Below are 17,439 nucleotides of genomic sequence, written 5' to 3'. Positions count from 1 at the left end.
CGCGGTAGGTCGGCGCGGCCTGGGTGATCCGGTCGCCCTCGAGCACCTGGTACTCGGTGAACCGCTCGGCCAGCTCGCCCGCCTTCGTGTGCCGCAGCCACACCCGGTCGCCGACCCGCAGGTCGCGTGCCGCGCGGCCGGTCACCGGCGTCTGCACCTCGCCCGCGCCCTCCACACCGAGCAGCTTCAGGCCCGCCGGCAGGTACGGGCTCGGCAGCCGGTCCTTGCCGGCCGGGCCCGACGCGATGAAGCCGCCGCTGAACAGCGTCGCGATGGCCGGCCGGGGCTTGCGCACCACCGGCAGCGCGAACAGGACTGCCGGGTGCGGCATGAACCGCCGGTAGTGGTCGAACAGCGTGGGGCCGATGAGCCCCGAGCCGGCGGCCACCTCGGTGACCGAATCGTCGAAGCCCGTGGTCTCGATGCTGCCGGTGCCACCGCCGTTGACGAACTCCAGGTCGGCCACCGCACGCACCGCGGTCACCGCGGCGGTCCGCCGGCTGGCCAGCTCGTGCGCCGAACGGTCCTGCATCCAGCGCAGCACCGCGCCGGTGACCGGCTTGCCGGCCGGATGGTCGCCGAGACCGGCGATCTGCCCCTCGTAACCCATGAGCCCGACGAGCCGGAACCCCGGCCGGTCGGTGATCGTGCGCGCCAAATCGCCGGCCTGGCGCGCGCTGAACACCGGCGAGCGCCGGGTGCCGACGTGCGCGAGGTCGCGGCCGAGCAGCGGCCGCCAGGACACGTCGAGCTCCAGGCAGACCCGGATGTCCGGGTGCCCCGCGCCGAGCGCGGCGTCGACGAGGTCCAGCTGTGCCACCGAGTCGACGATGATCGAGACGTGCGCGCGGGCGTGCTCGTCGTCGGCCAGCGCCCGCAGCGCCGAATGGTCGGTGGTCGGGTAGGCGACGAGGAGGTCCGTGTCGGCGAGGTCGGTGCCGGCCCACGTGCCCGCGAGCCACAGCGCCTCGGGCAGCGAGTAGGACATCACGCCGGCGAAGCCGTCCCGGTGCAGCACCCGCTCGAGCAGGAACCGGCAGCGGACGGACTTGCTGGCGACCCGGATGGGCCGACCGGCGGCACGGCGCACCAGATCCGCGGCGTTGTGGTCGAATGCGTCCAGGTCGACGACGGCGAGCGGTGCGTCAAGGTTCTTCGTCGCCGCGTCGAGCCTCATGCGGTGCGTTTCGTCGGGCACGCACCCCACCGTACGACCTGGGAGGACCCGTGGCAGCTCCATCCACCGCCTGGCGCAACTGGGCCGGCACCGAGTCGGCCGTGGCGACCGAGGTGGCCCGGCCGCGCGACCTCGACGCCATGGCCGGCGCGATCACCCGCGCCGCGCGGGCGGGCCGGACCGTGCGGGCCCGGGGCAGCGGCCACTCGTTCACCGCGGTCGGCGCCGCCCACGACGTCGCCCTCGATCTGCGGGACTGGACCGGGGTCACGGCCGCCGACATCGACACCGGGCTCGTCACCGTGCGGGCCGGGACCACGTTGCGGGCGCTGAACGTCGAGCTGGACCGGCTCGGCCTCGCGATGACGAACCTCGGCGACATCGACGCACAGACCATCTCCGGCGCCATCTCCACCGGGACACACGGCACCGGGGCTCAGTTCGGCGGGATCGCCACCCAGGTGGCCGGGCTGGAGCTGGTGCTGGCCGACGGGTCGGTGGTGCGGTGCTCGGCCGACGAGCGGCCGGACCTGTTCGCCGCGGCCCGGCTCGGGCTCGGCGCGCTGGGCGTGATCTCGACGGTGACGCTGCGGACAGAGCCGTCGTTCGTGCTCGCCGCCGAGGAACGGCCGGAGCCACTGGACGAGGTGCTTGCCGCGCTGGACGAGAACTGCGCCGAGAACGACCACTTCGAGTTCTACTGGTTCCCGTACGGCCCCAAGGCGTTGACCAAGCGCAACAACCGGCTGCCGGCGGGCTCGGAGCCCGAGCCGTTGTCGAGGGCGCGGCAGTTCGTCGAGTACGAGCTGATGGAGAACATGGCGTTCGGCGCCCTGTGCCGGCTGGGCCGGCGGGTGCCGGGGTTGGTGCGGCCGCTGAACAAAATGGCCTCGACGGTCCTTTCCGGACGGTCATACCGGGATGTCTCGCACCGGGTCTTCGTGACCGACCGGCGGGTGCGGTTCGTCGAGTCGGAGTACGCGGTGCCGCGCGAGGCGCTCGGCGAGGTGCTGGCGGAGCTGCGGCGGCGGGTGCCGCGGCTGGCCGACCCGGTGATGTTCCCGGTGGAGATCCGCGTGGCGGCGGCCGACGACATCTGGCTTTCGACCGCCTACCAACGGGATTCGGCCTACATCGCGATCCACCAGTTCGTCGGCATGCCGTACCGGGAGTATTTCGACGTGTTCGAGTCGATCGCCGGCGCGGTGGGCGGGCGGCCGCACTGGGGGAAGATGCACACGCTGGACGCGGCCGTGCTGCGCGAGCGGTACCCGCGGTTCGACGATTTCGTTGAAATACGAACGAAGTTGGACCCGACGAGCGTGTTCACCAACCCGTACCTGGACCGCGTACTAGGCGAGCGCGGCTAGCGCGTCGCCGACCGGCACGTCGCCGCCGACGAGCTCCAGCACGCGGCGGACGCCGGCCGGCGTGTCCAGCAGGCCGACGCAGACCGCGGCGACGTCGTCGCGGGTGACGTCGCCGGGCGGCACGTGCTCGCCGAGCATTACCCGGCCGGTGCCCGGATCGTCGGTGAGCCGGCCCGGGCGCAGCACTGTCCACTCGAGACCGCGGGCCATCAGGTCCTGCTCGGCGGCGGCCTTCGCGCGCAGGTAGCCGGCGAAGACCTCGTCCATGTCCGGGTCGTCGGCGCGGTCCAGGCCCATCGCGCTGATCTGTAGGTAGCGCCGCACCTCGGCGACCTCGGCCGCGTCGGCGAGCAGCACCGCGGCGCCCTTGTCGACGGTTTCCTTGCGGGCCGCGCCACTTCCCGGCCCGGCACCCGCGGCGAACACGACCGCGTCCGCACCGGCCACCGCCGCGGCGACCTCGTTGGCGTCGGCCTTCTCGAGGTCGAGCACCTGGGCGTCACCGCCGGCCGCGCGGACATCGTCGACGTGGTCGGGATTGCGTACCAGCCCGACCACCGTGTCCCCGCGTGCGGCGAGCAACGTGGTCGTGCGCAAGGCGATCTTGCCGTGCCCGCCGGCGATGACGACCCGCATGCTCAGGCGGTGGCGAGGATCTGCTCGTAGGCGAGCTCGGTGATCCACCGCTGGGTGCCGTCGACGCCGGCCGGTGCGCGGTCACCGCGACCCGGCAGGTCCAGCTCCACCTCGGGGCCGGGCGCCGCACTGATCACGCCGACGCCGTAGGCACGCGCCCGCGGCAGGCAGTTGACCAGGTAGTCGTTGGTGAGCACCACGGACATCGGCAGCACCATGGCCGCGTCGCAGTACCGCAGGAACGGCACGGCGTTGACGAGGCCGGTGCGCCAGTGGCGGGTGACCGCGAGCGCGCCGACGATGCGCACGGCCGGCTCGGGGACCCGGCCGCAGAACTCCGGCCAGACCCATGTGGACACGGTGGCCCGGTCGACCTCCGGCGCCTGGCCGAGGCAGATGCGCTCCGCGTGTGCGTCCGGCATGAGCTGCGCCACCAGGTTGATCCGGCGGCCGAGCAGCTTCATCTCCGGCAATACGACCCCCTGCCAACCGAGCTCCCGCGCGGCCGCGGCGGCCAGCTCGTCGACCTCTGCCGGCAGCTCGACGGGAGGAACAAGTGGGGACGGCACTGCCGTCAGGTTGTCCACCGCCGCCGTGCGCCCTGGAATGCCCGTCACGAACTCAGCCCTCTCCATTACCGTCGCGCCGATCGGCTTCGCCATCCCCTGCCAAGCGCGGCGTTTTTTGGTACATGTCCGGAGTACCAGGTGGTGGGGTGTCAGACGCAGACGAGAACCGGGCTCCTGCGACCGACGGCGCTGAGCGGTCGGTGACCGGTCGACGACCGACATTGGGACTTCTGCCCGGCAGTGCCGCCGTCTGGGTGAGTCGTGGGCTGGATGGTTGAACGCAGGGTTGTACCGAAAGTTGCACAAGGCAATCGGCTGTAACACCGCGAAAGATCCACTTCGAGAGTGCCGACAGCCTAACCAGAAGATCCACAAACACAAGCACTTCGGCGAATCTCGTTGTCCCCCAACAGATCCACGACCACAGCGCCCGGCCCGACGACCCGACGCCGACAACACCGAAGCTCCCGGCGTCCGAAGATCTTCCGCCTCGAACCCCGATCCCCAACCACAAGTCCAACGGCACGACCACCCGAACACCTCACCCACACGGCCCACGACGAACGGCAAATGGCGAGGAACCCCAGTGGTCTAGTCCACCGCAAACCCAAGACACGCCACAAAAGCCCCGAGGCAGCGCGAGCAAAAACGGACCACCCCAACGAAGCAGCCGAACAGATGCCGCCGCACCGGGAGCCGGGAGCCGGGAGCCGGGAGCCGGGAGCCGGGAGCCGGGAGCCGGGAGCCGGGAGGAGAAACTACGACCAACCCGACAAAAAGGCACCGAAAAGCCGCAAGAGGTGTAGACAGAAGATGACGAAGAAGACAGAAAAGAAGAAAAGGCTGGTCAACACGAACCTGAACCACGCTGGGTCAGAAGGAGCTCGCACCGTGGGGGGTTTGGGGGGCTCGGCCCCCCAACATGATGACGACCGACCCGGCCCGCGCTCTCCGCTGGCAAGGATCGGCCGAGGTCGTGGGCGAGGGGGGAGTTGAACCCCCACGTCCTTACGGACACACGGACCTGAACCGTGCGCGTCTGCCATTCCGCCACTCGCCCGAGTGGAACGCCGCGAAGCCTACACGGTCCTCAACTGGGTTTGCACATCGCACTGTCCTCCAGGCCGTACCCGGATACGATCGACCGAGGAGCACACGTGTGGAAGGAGGCACCCATGGGCATCGGCCAGCGGTTGAACCGCAAGTTGGAGAACCTCGTGGGCAACTCGTTCGCCCGTGTGTTCGGTGGCAACGTCGTGCCCCAGGAGGTGGCACAGGCGCTGCTGCGTGAAGGTGAAGTCAACGTTCGCGAGCTCGCCGGCGGTCGGCAGCTGGCTCCCAACCACTACGTGGTCCAGCTTGGCGCTACCGACTTCGACAACTTCGCTGGCGACGAGGACCGCACCACCGCGCTGCTCGCGGACTGTGTGGCGGAGTATCTCTCCGAGCACCAATGGGACACCTATGGTGACGTCGTAGTCTCCCTGGAGCGCTCCGACGCGCTGCACACCGGACAGTTTCGAATACGCTCGGCCGTCGACCCGGACGTCAAGGCATCCGCCAGGGCTCCCGGGGAGAAGCGGTCAGCACCACCCCGCAACGCAGGAGACCGATCCATGAGCCAGCCTCCCGGCTACGGCCAGCCGCCCGAGGGCGATCCTTACGGACAGCAGTACGGCTACGGCCAGCAGCAAGGTTATGAGCAGGGTTACGGCCAGCAGGGCGGCTATGACCAGGGTTACGGCCAGCAGCAGCAACCGGGCTACGACCAGGGTTACGGCCAGCAGCAGGGCTACGGCCAGCAGCAGCAGGGCTACGACCAGGGCTACGGGCAGCAGCAGCAACCGGGCTACGGGCAGCAGGGCTACGACCAGGGTTATGGCCAGCAGCAGCAACCGGGCTACGACCAGGGTTACGGCCAGCAGCAGGGCTACGGCCAGCAGGGCTACGACCAGGGCTACCAGCAGGGCGGCTACCAGCAGGGCGGTGGGTACCAGCAGGGCGGCGACCCGTACGCCCAGCAGGGCTATGCCCCGCCCGCGGTCCAGACCGGCCCGCGGCAGCTGAACGCCAGTCTGCAGCTGGACGACGGCTCGAACCGGACGTACTCGCTCAAGCAGGGCGGCAACGTCGTGGGCCGTGGCCAGGACGCCGACTTCCGGCTGCCGGACACGGGCGTGTCGCGTCGCCACCTGGAGATCACCTGGGACGGCCAGAGCGCCACCCTCGCGGACCTCGGCTCCACCAACGGCACCACGGTCAACGGCACTCCGGTGCAGACCTGGCAGCTGGCGGACGGCGACGTCATCCGCATCGGGCACTCGTCCCTGGTGTTCCGTACCCAGGGCTGACCGCAACCGGGGCTGACCGACCCTTAATACTGAGCACAGGCACCGTACGAGTGCCGGTGCCATTGACCCCTACCCGGCGGGAGCGTTCGCAGCAGGTGCCAGAGCTTGTTGTGCAGCTGACCAGAGCAGGGTTCCTTGCCCTGCTCTGGTTGTTCGTGCTGGCCGCGTTGCGGGTCGTGCGGTCGGACCTGTACGCCGCGGCCGGGCTGAAGGTTTCGGTCCCGGGCTTCCGCCGCAGTACCGCGAAGAAGTCCCGGGGCGGCAGGGCGCCCCGACAGATGGTCGTCACCCACGGCGCACTGGCCGGGACCAGGATCTCTCTGGACGGCCGGCCGATCATGATCGGCCGCGCGGACGACTCCACGTTGGTCCTCGATGACGACTATGCGTCCACCCGGCACGCGAGGATCTCGTTGCGCGGAACGGACTGGTACGTGGAAGATCTGGGCTCGACGAATGGGACGTACCTCGACCGGGCTAAGGTCACGGCACCCCTCCGGGTGCCTCTTGGCGTCCCGATCCGAATCGGCAAGACGGTGATCGAGCTACGGTCATGACTCTCGTCCTTCGCTATGCGGCCCGCAGCGACCGGGGCCTGGTCCGTTCCAACAACCAGGACTCCGTGTACGCCGGTCCGCGCCTGCTCTCGCTCGCTGACGGCATGGGTGGTCACGCCGCCGGTGAGGTCGCCAGCAAGGTCGTCATCGCGGCATTGGCGCCGCTCGACGACGACGAGCCGGGTGAGGACCTCCTCGGCCAGCTCCGGGAGGCCACCAACGCGGGCAACGGCGCCATCGCCGAGCTCGTCGCCAGTGACCCCGAGCTCGACGGCATGGGCACCACGCTCACCGCGATCCTGTTCGCGGGCAGCCGGATCGGGCTCGTGCACATCGGCGACTCCCGGGCCTACCTTCAGCGCAACGGCCAGTTCGCGCAGATCACCCACGACGACACGTTCGTCCAGTCCCTCATCGACGAGGGCCGGATCACCGAGGACGAAGCGGCCACCCACCCGCAACGCTCGCTGCTGCTCAAGGCGCTGACCGGGCACGAGGTGGAGCCGAACCTCACCATCCGCGAGGCCCGCGCCGGCGACCGGTACCTACTGTGCTCGGACGGCCTGTCCGGCGTGGTCACGCACGAGACGCTGGCCGACACGATCAAGATCCCGGACGCGCAGGCGTGCGCCGACCGGCTGATCGAGCTCGCGCTCAAGGGCGGCGGGCCGGACAACGTCACGGTCATCGTGGCCGACGTCGTGGACATCGACTTCGGCGAGGACGCCCCGATCGTGGGCGGCGCCGCCGGCAACGGGCTGGACGACCAGCCGCCGCCGGACTCGCCCGCCTCCCGGGCGGGTGCCATCACCTCGCCGCGCATCGAGCCGGTCCGGGTCGAGCCCACCGAGCCGCCGCCGGACCCCAAGGCCAAGCGGCGCAAACGGATCCGGCTGTTCGTGCTGCTCTTCGTGGTGCTGCTGATCCTCGCGGGCGGCGGCATCGCCACGTGGGCCGTGGTCAACAACCAGTACTTCGTCGGCGAGGCCGACGACGGCGAGATCGCCATCTTCCAGGGCGTCCGCGGGAGCATCTTCGGCATCTCGCTGAACAACCAGGTGCAGGGCTCGTGCGACCCGAACGTGCAGACCTGCGACCGGTTCTACGTCGACGACCTGCGCCAGCTCGGCCGGGACGCGGTGCGCTCGGGCACGGAGAGCTTCGACAACATCCCCGAGGCCCGCCAGTTCATCCAGGACCTGCGCACCAACTACCCGCTGCCGACGTGTGAGTCGCTGATCAAGCAGCAGCAGCAGGCGGGTCAGGCCGCGCCGCCGGCGTCCACGACGCGGCCGCCGGCCCGCAAGCCGCCCGGCACGACCACCCAGAACCCGACAGCTACCTCCGACAGGCCGGCCGAGCCGGAGCCCGGGGTCAACTGCCGCCAGCCGCGCGGGGACGAGGGCGGCGGCTGATGGCGCAGCCGGGGCCAGCGCCGATGTTGGCACAGGGCAGCGATACGCCAGGCAGATCTGCTCCGACCCGGCGCGGTACCGAACTGGCGATGCTCGCGTTCGCGGCCGGCCTCGTCACCGGCGCGCTGATGCTCGTCGAGGCCAACCAGGAGCAGACGCTCACGATCCGGTTGGTCTACTACGGTCTCGCCTACCTGGCGCTCTTCGGCGTCGCGCATGCGGCGGTGCGGAAGTGGGCGCCCTACGCGGATCCGCTGATCCTGCCGTGCGTCGCTTTGTTGAACGGTCTCGGCCTGGTGATGATCTACCGGATCGACCTGGCGACGGCCGAGCGCGCCCTGCGCACCAACTCGGCGTTCGAGAACACCGTCCCCAAGCAGATCCTGTGGACCACGATCGCGCTGGTGCTGTTCCTGGTCGTGCTCTACGTGATCAAGGACCACCGCACGCTCACCCGCTACGGCTACACCTTCGGCCTGGTGGGCCTGTTCCTGCTGGCCCTGCCGGCGGTGCTGCCCGGGGTCATCGCCCCCACGATCAACGGCGCCAAGATCTGGCTGCGCCTCGGACCGGTGTCGATCCAGCCCGGCGAGTTCGCCAAGATCCTGCTGCTGATCTTCTTCGCGGCCTTCCTCGTGTCCAAGCGCGACCTCTTCATGGCCGCCGGCCGGCGGGTGCTCGGCATCGACCTCCCGCGAGCCCGTGACCTCGGGCCCATCCTGTTCTGCTGGGCCGTCTCGGTGATGGTCCTGGTCGCCGAGAAGGACCTGGGCACCTCGCTGCTGTTCTTCGGCACCGTGCTGGTGATGCTCTACGTGGCCACCGAGCGGGCCATCTGGGTCGGCGTCGGGCTGGCCCTGTTCATCGGCGGCTGCATGCTCGCCTACCAGCTGTTCGGCCACGTGCAGGTCCGGGTGGCGAACTGGCTCGACCCGTTCGCCGACTACGACAAGGGCGGCTACCAGATCGCGCAGTCCCTGTTCGGCCTCGGCACGGGCGGGGTCGGCGGCACGGGCCTGGGCGCGGGGCGCCCGGACATGGTGCCGCTCGCCAACAGCGACTTCATCACCGCGGCCATCGGCGAGGAGCTGGGCTTCATCGGCCTGGCCGCGCTGCTGCTGATCTACATGCTGCTGGCCATGCGTGGGATGCGCAGTGCCGTCGCGGTGCGCGACACGTTCGGCAAGCTGCTCGGTGGCGGTCTGTCGTTCGCTTTGGTCATGCAGGTGTTCGTGGTCGTCGGCGGGGTCACCAAGCTCATCCCGATGACCGGCATCACCGCACCGTTCCTGTCCGCCGGCGGCTCGTCGCTGCTCGCCAACTACGTGCTCGTGGCTCTGCTGCTGCGCATCTCCGACGCGGCCCGCCGGCCGCAGACCGGGGCCAAGCCCAAGCCCGTGCAGCAGGCCCCGATCGCCGAGGCCCATACCGTGATGGTGGAGCGTCCGTCATGAACACTCCCCTGCGCCGCGTGGGTCTCGCCATGCTGGCGATGATCGCCCTGCTGCTCGCCAACGCGACCTACATCCAGGTCGTGAAGGCCGACGCCTACCGCAACGACCCGCGCAACCAGCGGGTGCTGCTCGAGGAGTACGCCCGCCAGCGCGGCCGGATCATCACCTCCGACGAGGTCATCATCGCCAACGTCAAGGCCACCAACGACCGGCTGCGCTACCAGCGGATCTACCAGAACGGCCCGATGTACGCGCCGATCACCGGCTTCTACTCGGTCCGCTACGGCGCGACCGGCCTCGAGCGGGCCGAGGACGAGATCCTCAACGGCTCCGACGACCGGCTGTTCGTCCGCCGGCTCTCCGACCTGATCACCGGCCGGGACCCGCGTGGCGGCAACATCGTCACCACGGTCAACTCCAAGGTCCAGAAGGCCGCCTACGACGCGATGACCGCCAACGGCTTCACCGGCGCGGTCGTGGCGATCAAGCCGGACGACGGCCAGATCCTCGCGATGGTGTCCACGCCGTCCTTCGACCCGAACGGGCTCGCCGCGCACGGCGGCGACGACCAGGAGAAGGCGTACAACCAGTATCGCGACGAGAACAACCCGGCCAAGCCGATGCTCAACCGGGCGATCTCGGAGAACTACACCCCCGGCTCCACGTTCAAGCTGGTCACCGCGTCGACCGCGCTCGAGGACGGCAAGGACAAGAACACCCAGCTGACCGCCTCGCCGGGCATCGACGTGATCACCGGCGACCCGTGCAACCCCAACGACGGCAGCACCCGCTGCATGAGCAACTACAACGGCCACCCCTGCGGCCCGGGGCGGACCGCCACGATGCAGACCGCGCTGCAGCTGTCGTGCAACACCGCGTTCGCGCAGCTCGCCGCCCAGGAGGGCGAGCAGAAGCTGGCCGCGCAGGCGGCCAAGTTCGGCATCGGCCAGACCGACCTCACGATCCCGATGTCGGTGGTCCCCTCCTGCATCGGCTCGCTCTCCGGCGGCAACTGCCTCAAGATCGCCGACAAGCCGTCGCTGTACCAGAGCGGCATCGGCCAGAAGGACGTGCGGCTCACCGCGCTGGAGAACGCGGTCATCGCGGGCACCGTCGCCAACGGCGGCATCCGGATGCGCCCGCAGCTGGTCAAGCAGATCCTCGCGCCGGACCTCGCGGTCATCTCCGACTACCAGAAGGAAGAGGTCGCCACCGCGATCTCGCCGGGCAGCGCCCAGCAGCTGCGCGACATGATGATCCTCTCCGAGGAGCACACCGGCGGTGGCGGCAAGCACTCCGGCCTCACCGTCGCGTCGAAGACGGGCACCGCCGAGACCGGCAACGACCCCAAGAACACCCCGCCGTTCGCCTGGTACGTCGCGTTCGCGCCGGCCGACAACCCGAAGGTCGCCGTGGCCGTGGTGGTAGAAAGCAAGGATGTAGCTGCCACCGGCGGCAAGCTGTCCGCCGCCATCGGACGCGCCACCATGGACGCCGCTCTGGCCGGGGGGAACTGAGCACATGCTGACGTCAGGCCAGCTCCTCGCCGAGCGGTACCGGCTCTCGCGCCGGATCGCCGTCGGCGGCATGGGCGAGGTCTGGGAGGCGGCGGACACCCGGCTCGACCGGCAGGTGGCCATCAAGGTGCTCAAGCCCGAGCTGTGCGGCGACGCCGAGTTCCTGCACCGGTTCCGCACCGAGGCCCGCACGACGGCCTCGCTCAACCATCCCGGCATCGCCGCGGTGCACGACTACGGCGAGACGGCGTCGATCGTCGACGGGCCGAAGGACACCGCGTACCTCGTGATGGAGCTGGTCGAGGGCGACCCTCTCGCGGCGATCCTGGCGAAGGAGCGGCGGATCAGCGCCGACCGCACGCTCGAGATCCTCGAGCAGGCCGGCAACGCGCTGCAGGCGGCGCACGAGCGCGGGTACGTCCACCGCGATGTCAAGCCCGGCAACATCATGGTCACCCCGACCCCGGACGGCCGGATCGTCGTGAAGCTCACCGACTTCGGCATCGCGAAGGCCGCCGACGCCGCCCCGGTCACCCGCTCCGGCATGGTCATGGGCACCGCCCACTACATCGCGCCGGAGCAGGCGCTCGGGCACGAGGCCGAGCCGGCGAGCGACGTCTACTCCCTCGCCGTCGTCGGCTACGAGTGCCTGGCGGGGCACCGGCCGTTCCTGTCCGAGAACGCGGTCACCGTCGCGATGATGCACATCCGGGACATGCCACCGCCGCTGCCGCCGGACATCCCGCCGCACGCGCGCGCGGTCGTCGAGGCGACGCTGGTGAAGGACCCGGCGCAGCGCTACGGCAGCGGCGGCGAGTTCGCGGCCGCGGTGGCCGCGGTGCGGACCGGGCACCCGCTGCCGGCGCCGGCCAGCCGGGCGCTCGCCCCGGCCCAGCACGGGCCGCCGAGCGCGAGCAACCCGGCGCTGCTGCCGGTCGGCCCGCCGTCGGGGCCGCCGCACCAGGCGCCGGGCACCGGCTCGTTCCCGCTGGGCCCCCTCCCGCCACCGCGGCGCAACAGGACCGCGATGTGGGTGTTGCTCGTTATCCTCGCGGTGGTGTTGCTGACGTTGGCGGGTTTCGGGCTCGCCGCGTTGCTCGGCGGGGAACGCGACACCGGTGGCCGAGCGGGACCGGAGTCGTCGATCCCGGCGGGCAGTGAGCACAATGGTGCCGGCACTGGTGCCGAGCCCGGGAACACGCCGATGCCGAGCCACGGTGCGGCGGATCCGAGCACCCCGGGCCGGTTCGTCGACGTGGACGACGGCAAGTACCTCGGCCGTCCCGCGTCCTACGCGGCCGACAGCCTGGAACGAGCCGGTCTCGTCCCGGTGGTGCTGGCCCAGAACGGTCAGACACCGCAGGATCTGACCAAGTGCACGGTCGTCAAGGTCGACGCGGACCGGCCGTTGCTCGTTGGTACGGAGGTTCCGATTTACTGCAACGAAGACGAGGGACCTCCACGATGAATCCCCGTAGTCCGGAGCACGAGTCGGGCATGATTGGCGCACGCGCCGCACATTCGCAGACGAGGATCGAGACGACATACCGATGACCACTCCGAGACTGCTCTCCAATCGGTACGAGCTGGGCGAGGTGCTCGGCTACGGCGGCATGTCCGAGGTGCACAAGGGTCGCGACGTCCGCCTCGGCCGGGACGTCGCCGTGAAGGTGCTGCGCGCCGACCTCGCGCGCGACCCGCAGTTCCAGGAGCGGTTCCGTCGGGAGGCGCAGAACGCCGCCGCGCTGAACCATCCGGCGATCGTCGCCGTGTACGACACCGGCGAGACCAGGACCGAGAACGGCCCGCTGCCCTACATCGTCATGGAGTACGTGGACGGGCGGACGCTGCGCGACATCGTGAAGACCGAGGGCCCGCTCCCCGGTCAGCGCGCGATGGAGATCATGGCCGACGTCTGCGCGGCGCTGGACTTCTCCCACCGGCACGGCATCGTGCACCGGGACGTCAAGCCCGCCAACGTGATGATCACCAAGACCGGTGCGGTCAAGGTGATGGACTTCGGCATCGCCCGCGCGGTCGCCGACGGCCAGGTCGCTGTCACCCAGACCGCCGCGGTGATCGGCACCGCCCAGTACCTCTCGCCCGAGCAGGCCCGCGGGGAGGCGGTGGACGCGCGCAGCGACGTCTACGCCGCCGGCTGCGTGCTGTTCGAGCTGCTCACCGGCGAGCCGCCGTTCACCGGTGACTCCCCGGTCGCGGTGGCCTACCAGCACGTCCGGGAGGACCCGAAGCCGCCGTCGGCGCTCAACGGGCGGGTCTCGCCCGCGTTGGACGCCATCGTGCTGAAGGCCATGTCGAAGGGCGCGCCCAACCGCTACCAGTCGGCCGCGGAGATGCGCACCGACCTGGTCCGGGTGCTGTCCAACCAGCGGCCGCTCGCGCCGATGGTGATGACCGACGACGACCGCACCACGATCCTGGCGCAGGGCCGGCCCCCGATGGAGCCGGCGCGTGGCCGGCACCGCCCGCAGTCGCTCGCCAACGACTACGACGACTACGACCCGTACGAGGACGAGGAGGAGGAGCGCCGGCGCCGACGGAAGAAGGGCTGGATCATCGCCCTCGTCTCGGTGCTCGCGCTCGCCCTCATCGGGTTCATCGCGTGGCTGATGTCCAGCGTGTTCAGCGACAAGCCGGTGTCCACCGAGGTCACCGTGCCCAACGTCGTCGGCCGGCTCGCCGACGACGCCCAGCGCACGCTCACCGACCAGGGCTTCGACGTGGCGCTGCAGAACGTGCCGTGCCAGCCGACGCCGCAGGGCCAGAACGGGCCGTGCGGTCCGGACAGCGTCGGCAAGGTCATCGACTCGAACCCCAAGCCCAACACCAAGATGAACAAGTCCGACCTGCTCACCCTGCTGGTCGGCGCGCCCCCGGAGAAGGTCCAGGTCCCGGACGTCACCGGGCGGACCCCCGAGGAGGCGAAGCAGCTGCTCGAGCAGCAGGGGCTGTCGGTGGCGCCGGACCAGGCCACCGAGGAGGTCCAGGACGAGGCGGACGTCGGCAAGGTCATCAGCCAGGACCCGGTCCCGAACACCCCGGTGTCCAAGGGCACCGCGGTGAAGCTCACCGTCGGCAAGGCGCAGCAGACGGTGTCGGTGCCGAACCTCGTCGGCCAGGACGTCAACACCGCGCGGACCAACCTGGAGAACCTCGGGTTCAAGGTGCAGGTCAACGAGGTGTCCTCGGACAAGCCGGCCGGCACGGTGGTGGACCAGAGCCCCAAGGACGGCACCCAGCCGCCGGGAAGCACGATCACGCTCAGCGTGTCCAAGGGTGACCAGACCAAGCTCACGATGGTGAACCTGCAGGGCCTCACCCAGCAGGAGGCCGAGAGCCGGCTGCGCAGCATGGGCTGGACGGGCAACTTCAACGTCAGGGACGGCCAGACCACCAACCCGGCCGAGTTCCAGAAGATCATCGACCAGGAGATCGGCGAGGGTCAGCCGTTCGACAAGAACCAGACCATCGGCATCATCATCGCCACCTCACTCGGCAGCGGTGGCTGAGGCCGACCGGATGCGGATCGCGGTCGTCGGTGCCGGGGTGATCGGTCTGGCGACCGCGGACGCGCTGCACCGGCGTGGTGCCGAGGTCGTGTGCCTCGAGGCCGACGTGCCGATGGCGGCCCGGTCGGCAGGCAGCTCGCGGATCTTCCGCCTGGCGCACGCGGACCCGGGTCTGGTGGCCTACGCGGCCACCGCGCGGAAGCTGTGGGCGGAGTGGTCCGACCGGGCCGGCGCGCCACTGGTCGGCACCGAGGGCGCGGTCCTCACCGGACCGCCGGCCCGCGACTGGTCGGCCGCGATGGCCGCCGCCGACGTCGCGCACTCACTGGCCGACGACACCGAGGGCCTGGGCCTGCCGGTGCCGACACTCCCCGGCCCGGTCCTGGTCGACCCGGCCGGCGGGGTCATCGACGTGCCGGCCGTGTCCGCGTTCCTGCAGGCGGCGGTCGCCCCGGCGCTGCGGCCCGGGTACGTGCACCGGCTGGCCGTGTCCCCCGGCGACATCGTGACGCTGTCCACGTCGGCCAGCTCGATCGAGGTCGACCGGGTCGTGGTGGCCGCCGGGCGCGGGACGTGGCAGCTGGCCTCGCAGGTGGGCGTCTACGTGCCGACGGCGCTGGCGCACCACGTGCGGTTCACGTTCCCGCTGCGGGACCCCGAGCTCACGCCGCCGTGCTGGATGGACCGCACGGAGTCCTGGCGGCCCGGCTTCACGACCTACCAGCAGCTCTCCGGCGCCGGCCGCTGGTCGGTCGGCGCGGCGCTGCCGCCGGCGGACGCGGCGTGGGAGCGGGGCCGGGCGGCGGTCACCGCGCGGTCGCGGGACCTCGTGCGGGCGTACGTGCGCGAGGTCCTGGTCGGCGTCGAGGACGAGATCGTCGAGGAGGTCTACTGCGACGTCCCGCCGGGCCTCGGCGACGGCATCCACGTGGCGAACGCGGGTCCGGTCACCGCGGTCTGGGGCGACAACCTCTTCAAGCACGCCCCCGCGATCGGCGCGTCCCTGGCGGCGGCGATCGTCGACGGCACGGTGCCCGACATCCCGCCGGCCTGACTCACAGGGTCGAGGCGGCGTCCGCGAGCGTGCGCATCTGGGCCGTCAGCTCGGCCACCCGGACCTCCGGCACGACGTGACCGCAGGCGGCGAGCCAGTTGGCCAGCATGCGGTGGCCGCCCTCGGTGAGGACCGACTCCGGGTGGAACTGGACGCCCTCCACCGGCAGCGCGCGGTGGCGCATCGCCATCACCACACCGCTCTCGGTGCGCCCGGTGACCTCGAAGTCGGCCGGGATGGTCTCCGGCAGGACGGTCAGCGAGTGGTACCGGGTGGCGGTGAACGGGCTCGGCTGCCCGGCCAGCACGCCGGCGCCCTCGTGGTGGACCACGCTTGTCTTGCCGTGCAACAGCTCCGGCGCGCGATCCACGGTCGCCCCCCACGCCACGCCGATGGCCTGGTGCCCGAGACAGACCCCGAACACCGGCACCGACGCGGCCGCGCAGCGCTTGACCACCTCGACACTCGCGCCCGCCCGCTCCGGCGTACTCGGCCCCGGGCTGATCAGCACGCCGCCGAACCCGGCCAGCGCGTCGGGCGCGGTGAGCGCGGGGTCGTCGTTGCGCCGCACGACGCACTCGGCGCCGAGCTGGGCGAGGTACTGGACGAGGTTGTAGACGAAGCTGTCGTAGTTGTCGACCACCAGCACGCGCATGACTGACAACCCTACTTCCCGCCCACCGGGCCGGAGTTCGCTACTGGGCGGTGACGTTGTTGAAGGGCAGCAACGGTTCGAGCCACGGGAAGACCACGAACATCAGCAGTGCGATGACACCCACCGCGAGCAGTACCGCCTCGCCGACACGTACGGCCGGCGGACCGGGCAGGTGGCGCCAGATCCACGCGTACATCAGGCGATCTCCTTGAGCTCCGCGGGCCGCTCGTCCGGCTTGGCCGGGTCCTTCTGCCACTCGTGGGTGAGCACCGCGTGGACGACCAGCCGCTCCTTGTCCGAGAAGCGGGGGTGGCACGTGGTGAGCGTGAGCAGCGAGGCCATCTCGCCCTGGCTCGGGCGAGTGCCGTCCGGCTGGTGCGGGATGGGGGCGATGACGCCGCCGTTGGTGGGCAGCACGATCTCCTGGCCGATGAGCTGGGCGTAGGGGCCGCCCAGCGGGGCGACGTCCTTGCACTTCGGGTCGGTGCCCTTGCCCTGGGCCCAGCCCGCCTTCTCCTCGGCGAGCGGCAGCATCCGGTAGACGAACCAGCTGTACTGGGTCTCGACGACGATCGCGTCGCACGACTGGATCAGGTTGATGTCGTTGAACGGCGCACCCTTGCCGACCCGGTGCCCGGCGACGGAGAAGTTGCCCGGCTGGCCCGGGTAGGCGGTGTCGGTGTAGTGACCGGGGCCGACCTCGAGGCTGGCCGTGGAGGTGCCCTCGACGACCGTGAAGTGGAAGTCGGCGCCGAAGGAGGGGATGTAGATCTTGGCGAAGCCGTCGCCCTCGCCGAGGCCCTGGAAGTGGTCCTTGCGCCCCGCGTCCGCGGTCTTCTTGTCGTGCCACCGGTTGTCCAGGGCCGTGGTGGCGTCGCGCTGCTTGCCGGCGGAGACCAGGTCGGTCCAGTAGACCTCGTAGATCACGAACAGGAGGACGACCACGCCGAGCGTGATGAGCGCCTCGCCGACGCCGCGGATGACGTTCCGGACCTTGTCGGGCTCCTGGTCGGGCCCTCGCGGACGGGGCCTCGGGGACGGAACCAGATCGCCGAGATCACCCGAGATACGACCGGCGCCGGGACCAAGGTGCTGCACAGTGCCCACGCGCGCGCTCCTTTCGGTCCCCGACCTGTTGGTTCGCCGACCTACTC

General features: G+C 70.6%; 15 protein-coding genes and 1 tRNA gene. 9 read left to right on the top strand and 7 right to left on the bottom strand.

The window, feature by feature from the left end:
- The coding region (locus tag VGD70_RS21150) for an amino acid deaminase/aldolase (RefSeq protein WP_331083929.1) at window positions 1–1,177 on the bottom strand (1,177 nt) is incomplete at its 3' end.
- Window positions 1,178–1,227: 50 nt separating this feature from the next.
- Here VGD70_RS21150 and VGD70_RS21145 point away from each other — a divergent pair.
- Entirely contained in the window at window positions 1,228–2,547 is a 1,320-nt protein-coding gene (locus tag VGD70_RS21145; protein WP_331083912.1) for a D-arabinono-1,4-lactone oxidase, read from the top strand.
- Here the strand turns inward: VGD70_RS21145 and VGD70_RS21140 are convergent.
- The 3 genes from VGD70_RS21140 to VGD70_RS21130 all read right to left on the bottom strand — a co-directional run bounded on the left by VGD70_RS21140 (window position 2,530) and on the right by VGD70_RS21130 (window position 4,812).
- Window positions 2,530–3,183, bottom strand: coding sequence for an NAD(P)H-binding protein (locus VGD70_RS21140; RefSeq protein ID WP_331083909.1), 654 nt, complete (start codon window positions 3,181–3,183; stop codon window positions 2,530–2,532). The genes VGD70_RS21145 and VGD70_RS21140 overlap by 18 nt on opposite strands.
- 2 nt (window positions 3,184–3,185) lie before the next feature.
- Window positions 3,186–3,800 (bottom strand): hypothetical protein, encoded by a 615-nt coding sequence (locus tag VGD70_RS21135; protein WP_331083907.1) that lies wholly within the window; start codon window positions 3,798–3,800, stop codon window positions 3,186–3,188.
- A gap of 929 nt (window positions 3,801–4,729) precedes the next feature.
- Window positions 4,730–4,812, bottom strand: a tRNA-Leu gene (locus VGD70_RS21130).
- A 115-nt stretch (window positions 4,813–4,927) separates the two neighbouring features.
- On the opposite strand from VGD70_RS21130, the gene VGD70_RS21125 reads away from it, so the two are divergent.
- The 8 genes from VGD70_RS21125 to VGD70_RS21090 all read left to right on the top strand — a co-directional run bounded on the left by VGD70_RS21125 (window position 4,928) and on the right by VGD70_RS21090 (window position 15,630).
- Window positions 4,928–6,103 (top strand): DUF3662 and FHA domain-containing protein, encoded by a 1,176-nt coding sequence (locus VGD70_RS21125; RefSeq protein WP_331083905.1) that lies wholly within the window; start codon window positions 4,928–4,930, stop codon window positions 6,101–6,103.
- Between the two features lie 95 nt (window positions 6,104–6,198).
- The gene (locus VGD70_RS21120; protein ID WP_331083903.1) at window positions 6,199–6,660 is read left to right on the top strand and encodes an FHA domain-containing protein FhaB/FipA; all 462 of its coding nucleotides are present in this window, start codon (window positions 6,199–6,201) and stop codon (window positions 6,658–6,660) included.
- Window positions 6,657–8,075: a PP2C family serine/threonine-protein phosphatase gene (locus VGD70_RS21115; protein ID WP_331083900.1), complete on the top strand. Its 1,419-nt coding sequence runs from the start codon at window positions 6,657–6,659 to the stop codon at window positions 8,073–8,075. The genes VGD70_RS21120 and VGD70_RS21115 overlap by 4 nt, the downstream gene beginning before the upstream one ends.
- Entirely contained in the window at window positions 8,075–9,529 is a 1,455-nt protein-coding gene (locus VGD70_RS21110; RefSeq protein WP_414638011.1) for an FtsW/RodA/SpoVE family cell cycle protein, read from the top strand. Before VGD70_RS21115 ends, VGD70_RS21110 begins: the two co-directional genes overlap by 1 nt.
- A complete protein-coding gene (locus tag VGD70_RS21105; protein ID WP_331083897.1) occupies window positions 9,526–11,046 on the top strand; it encodes a penicillin-binding protein 2 in 1,521 nt (506 codons plus the stop codon). The genes VGD70_RS21110 and VGD70_RS21105 overlap by 4 nt, the downstream gene beginning before the upstream one ends.
- 4 nt (window positions 11,047–11,050) lie before the next feature.
- Complete coding sequence (locus tag VGD70_RS21100; RefSeq protein ID WP_331083895.1) at window positions 11,051–12,514, top strand: serine/threonine-protein kinase; 1,464 nt, start codon at window positions 11,051–11,053, stop codon at window positions 12,512–12,514.
- 82 nt (window positions 12,515–12,596) lie between these two features.
- Complete coding sequence (pknB, locus tag VGD70_RS21095) at window positions 12,597–14,576, top strand: Stk1 family PASTA domain-containing Ser/Thr kinase (RefSeq protein ID WP_331083893.1); 1,980 nt, start codon at window positions 12,597–12,599, stop codon at window positions 14,574–14,576.
- A complete protein-coding gene (locus tag VGD70_RS21090) occupies window positions 14,569–15,630 on the top strand; it encodes an FAD-binding oxidoreductase (protein ID WP_331083891.1) in 1,062 nt (353 codons plus the stop codon). The genes pknB and VGD70_RS21090 overlap by 8 nt, the downstream gene beginning before the upstream one ends.
- A gap of 1 nt (window position 15,631) precedes the next feature.
- Here VGD70_RS21090 and VGD70_RS21085 read toward each other — a convergent pair whose 3' ends face one another.
- The 3 genes from VGD70_RS21085 to VGD70_RS21075 are packed head-to-tail and all read right to left on the bottom strand — an operon-like array spanning window position 15,632 to window position 17,392.
- Window positions 15,632–16,285 (bottom strand): aminodeoxychorismate/anthranilate synthase component II, encoded by a 654-nt coding sequence (locus VGD70_RS21085; protein WP_331083889.1) that lies wholly within the window; start codon window positions 16,283–16,285, stop codon window positions 15,632–15,634.
- A 40-nt stretch (window positions 16,286–16,325) separates the two neighbouring features.
- Window positions 16,326–16,481, bottom strand: coding sequence for a hypothetical protein (locus VGD70_RS21080; protein WP_331083887.1), 156 nt, complete (start codon window positions 16,479–16,481; stop codon window positions 16,326–16,328).
- Window positions 16,481–17,392, bottom strand: a complete 912-nt coding sequence (locus VGD70_RS21075; protein ID WP_331083885.1) for a class E sortase — start codon at window positions 17,390–17,392, stop codon at window positions 16,481–16,483. Before VGD70_RS21075 ends, VGD70_RS21080 begins: the two co-directional genes overlap by 1 nt.
- Window positions 17,393–17,439: the final 47 nt, after the last annotated feature.

Origin of the sequence: Actinophytocola sp., assembly GCF_036402745.1 — a bacterium.
Lineage (GTDB): Bacteria > Actinomycetota > Actinomycetes > Mycobacteriales > Pseudonocardiaceae > Actinophytocola.
Note: the sequence above shows the minus strand (reverse complement) of the source record. Positions and strands in the feature narration are given on the sequence as shown.